At 29.8% G+C, this 4,212-nt stretch carries 5 protein-coding genes; 4 read left to right on the top strand and 1 reads right to left on the bottom strand.

The window, feature by feature from the left end; genetic code table 11:
- Window positions 1-1,407, bottom strand: a 1,407-nt coding sequence (locus tag ABY298_RS15200; protein ID WP_372746901.1) for a GTP-binding protein, incomplete at its 3' end; no start/stop codon positions are given.
- A 360-nt stretch (window positions 1,408-1,767) separates the two neighbouring features.
- On the opposite strand from ABY298_RS15200, the gene ABY298_RS15195 reads away from it, so the two are divergent.
- From ABY298_RS15195 to ABY298_RS15180, 4 genes are all read left to right on the top strand, one after another.
- Complete coding sequence (locus tag ABY298_RS15195; RefSeq protein WP_372746900.1) at window positions 1,768-2,196, top strand: DUF2141 domain-containing protein; 429 nt, start codon at window positions 1,768-1,770, stop codon at window positions 2,194-2,196.
- A gap of 31 nt (window positions 2,197-2,227) precedes the next feature.
- The gene (locus ABY298_RS15190; RefSeq protein WP_372746899.1) at window positions 2,228-3,571 is read left to right on the top strand and encodes a 2TM domain-containing protein; all 1,344 of its coding nucleotides are present in this window, start codon (window positions 2,228-2,230) and stop codon (window positions 3,569-3,571) included.
- An 87-nt stretch (window positions 3,572-3,658) separates the two neighbouring features.
- The gene (locus ABY298_RS15185) at window positions 3,659-3,946 is read left to right on the top strand and encodes a 2TM domain-containing protein (protein WP_372746898.1); all 288 of its coding nucleotides are present in this window, start codon (window positions 3,659-3,661) and stop codon (window positions 3,944-3,946) included.
- 12 nt (window positions 3,947-3,958) lie between these two features.
- Window positions 3,959-4,212, top strand: a 254-nt coding sequence (locus ABY298_RS15180; RefSeq protein ID WP_372746897.1) for a 2TM domain-containing protein, incomplete at its 3' end; no start/stop codon positions are given.

Genomic DNA, 4,212 nt, shown 5'->3' with positions numbered 1-4,212 from the left:
TGGTTGGTCAAAATTTGCTTTTATTCCGTAAACGTTATTTAAAGTCCAATCTATTGTTGCCAAGTGTAATTCTCCCTGACATGAAAGTATTAATTGTTTTAATTCTTTCATATATTGGATAGAAACAGTTGGATCTTGACTATGAATTTTTTTAAGCGCTTCGTTTAATTTTTCTTCATCATTTTTATCAGCGGCAGTTACTGCTTTTGTAATTCTAGGTTCTGGATATACAATTGGTTTAATGGTAATATCAGATCCTTTTGTTCTAAGCGTATCGTTTGTTTCGGTAAATTTTAATTTTAGTGTTGCACCAATATCACCAGCACTTAATTTTTCAACTGGTTCTCTGTTTTTTCCATCCATAATGTACAATTGATTTAAGGTTTCAATTTCATCATTTCTGGAGTTTTCTAATTTATCGTTTTGTTTAACTTCTCCCGATTTTACTTTAAAGAAACTTATTTGACCTAAGTTTGGTTCGTATAAGGTTTTAAAAACAAAAAGAGAAGTAGGTGCATCAATTTTACATTCAACTATTTTTCCTTCAACACTTTGTTCAGGTTTTAAATCGGCAGCAGATGGCGCAACATTATCTATAAAGCCCATTAAACGTCCGCTTCCCATATCTTTTAATGCAGAAATACAAAATACTGGGAATAATTCATGGTTTAACATACCTTTTTTAATTCCTTCACGCATTTCATCTTCGTTTAGCGTGCCTTTATCAAAATACAGTTCCATTAAAGCTTCATCATTTTCAGCAGCTTTTTCTACCAATTCGTTATGTAATTCATTGGCTAACTCTAGTTGATCTTTAGGAATTTCTAATTTTTCAGGTTTTCCACCTTCAGGACCAAATTTGTACATTTTCATTTTTAGCACATCAATAATGCATTGTGCACCATCAACTACTAATGGATATTGAATTTTTACCGCATTGTTACCTACAAGGTTTACAATGCTTTTAAAACATTCGTCAAAATCGGTGTTTGGGTTGTCTATTTGGTTTACTACAAAAAGGGTAGGTTTTGAATAACGGTCTACATAATTCCAAATTATTTCGGTTCCAACTTCAACGCCTTGCTGCCCATTTATAACAGCAACAATAGAATCAGCAACACGCATTGTAGAAGCAATTTCACCTATAAAATCGTCTAATCCGGGAGTGTCTATAATGTTTATTTTGTAGTTGCGCCACTCAGTATGAAGCGGTGTGGCAAATATGGTAGTTTCTCTTTCTTGTTCAATTTCGTGGTAATCTGAAACGGTGTTTTTGTTTTCTACAGTACCACGGCGGTTGACTAAGCCAGCTTCAAAGAGCATTGTTTCTGCCAGTGTAGTTTTTCCGCATTTATTAGCTCCTACAAAGGCCACATTTTTAATGTGTTTATCATCGTATATTTTCATATTGTAATAATTTTATATAAATGGTTCTATAAATTTACAAACTTTTTTAGTTAAAAATATGATTTATGTTAGCTTTTGGTTGATGATTGATTGAAACTTTGAAAGGTTTTATGGTTTAAAGGATTTAAGGTTTAAAATTTAGAAGGTTTTTGGAGTAAAGAAGCTTTGGTTCAAAGAATAAAAGAGACAAAGTTTTATAGAGGTTTTATATTTCTTTTGATTTTTACTTCTCACATCTCAACACCTAAATTTACAGTTCATCGTAAAAAAAGCACAGTTCAGTAATTTTAAATTTTGTTTTTGATTAAATCGTAGCACTTTTGAAGTGTAAAATCAATTATAAACTTAAAAATTAGTACTATGCAACACGTAATTTTAACAATTGTTTTAGTGATTTCTTCAATTTTAATGGGAAATGCACAAGAAATTAATACAAAAGAAGCAGGTTTAGTTCATGTATCGGTTATTAATATTTTAAATGATACTGGCACTGTTCAATTTGCAGTTTTTAATAAAGAAAACTTTAGAAAACAACCACTATTTGCCAAATCATCAATTATTAAAGAAGGAGTGAGTTCGGTAGTTTTTGACAGTCTTCCGGTTGGTGAATATGCCATTATTTGTTATCACGATGAAAATGAAAATAACAAGCTAGATTTTGAAGTAAACGGAATGCCAAAAGAAAGTTACGGAACATCTAACAACGCGTTAAATTTTGGCCCACCACAATTTGAAGATGCAAAGTTTATTGTAGGAGCCGAAGCGTTAACTTTAGAAATTAAATTTTAAATTGCAGTAACATTTTAGCAATACATTTTTTATGAAAACCGAATTAAAATACTTATTAAAAATCTCATTAATTTTAGCTGTAGCAATATTTATTATTGAACGCTTATTAAGCGCAGATGGATTTAATTTAACCTTTAATGAGTTGGTAAAGGTATTTGGTATTCATTTTATGTATGCTTTAGTATTAACTGTTATAAATGCCTATTTTTTTCATTTTTTAGATAAAATAGTTACCTGGAAGGAGCGTCCTAAACAACGTTTGATTTATGGCGCAATAGGATCAATTTTAGCTACAATGGTTGGATTGGTGGTGCTACGTTTTGTAACCATCGTTTTTATTTCGGCAAAGCCAGTAGCAGACTTTTTTAATGATCCGTATGCTGTAAACTATTATGTGTTTAGTTTGGTTATAACGCTTATTGTAAGTTTAATTTTTCACGCTATATTTTTCTATAAAGCATTAAACGAGAATAAAGTAAAGGAACAAGAAATTGTTGCAAAAACAGAAACTGCAAAATTCGAATCGCTAAAAAGTCAGATTGATCCACATTTTTTATTTAATAGCTTAAATGTATTAACATCATTAATAGGAGAAAACCCAAAACAGGCAGAAAAGTTTACCACTAAATTATCTAAAGTTTATAGATATGTTTTAGAGCAAAAAAGTAAAGATTTAATAGAATTGGATGAAGAGTTAGCATTTGCCAAATCGTATATGGAATTAATAAAAATGCGTTTTGAAAATGCTGTAACCTTTGAAATTCCAGAAAAAGCGAGTAATGCCGAATTTAAAATTATTCCTTTATCGTTACAGCTTTTGTTAGAAAACACCATTAAACATAATGTGGTTTCAGAAGAGAATCCGTTAACCATAAAAATTGAAGAAAAAGATGGCTATTTATTGGTAACCAATAATTTTAATCCTAAATCTACTATAGAAAAAGGAACAAAAGTAGGATTGCAAAATATTGTAGATAGATATCATTTATTAACCCTTAAAAAGGTAGAAATTACAAAAACAGCAGAGAGTTTTACAGTAAAACTACCATTATTAACTCAAAAAACAAGTACAATGAGAGCAACAGAAACACATCAGAATAATAAATATATAAGAGCAGTAGAACGCGTAGAAGAAATTAAAGGCTTTTATAGCAGTTTAATAGCCTATTGTTTAGTAATACCATTTTTAATTTATATCAATTTGGAATACGTACCACAATTTCATTGGTTTTGGTTTCCAATAATGGGTTGGGGAATAGGTTTGGTTTTTTCAGGATTTAAAGCCTTTGCATACAATCCGTTTTTAGGAAAAAATTGGGAGGAACGAAAAATTCAAGAGTTTATGAATGAAGATAAAAAACAGTATTGGGAGTAGTAAAAAAGTTTAAAAGTTACTAGGTTTAAGGTTGTTAGTAAGTCAGCATTAAAGTCAAAAATAATAACAGTATAAATTTTCAATAAAATGTTAAAGCAATATACACAAGAAGAAAAATATTTAAGGGCAAAAAAAAGAGTTGATGCCATAAAAGGTTTTTACGCAAATTTATTAGCGTATTGTTTAGTAATTCCTTTTTTATTTTTCATAAATTATAGAACATCTCCTGGCTACTTTTGGTTTTGGTGGCCAATGATAGGTTGGGGAATAGGTTTAGGATTTCACGCTTTTGGTGTTTTTGGAAAGAATTTAATTTTTGGAAAAGATTGGGAAGAGCGAAAAATTAAAGAATTGATGGATAAAGATAAATTTTAAAAAAATAATACGATGGAAAATTCAAATTTAGAAGAGCAAAAGTATATACGAGCAAAAAAGAAAGTAAAAGCAATTAAAGGTTTTTATGTTCACTTAGTAGTTTATTTAATAGTAAATGCATTTTTAATTATTATGCAATTAGCAACCAATGATGGTTGGAGTCATTTTTGGGAATGGTCGACCTATAATACAGCTATTTTTTGGGGAATAGGAATTGTATTTCACGCATTTAATGTTTTTGGAATGAAATTTTTATTAGGTGCTGA

Source organism: Lutibacter sp., assembly GCF_041596795.1.
GTDB lineage: Bacteria > Bacteroidota > Bacteroidia > Flavobacteriales > Flavobacteriaceae > Lutibacter.
Note: the sequence above shows the minus strand (reverse complement) of the source record. Positions and strands in the feature narration are given on the sequence as shown.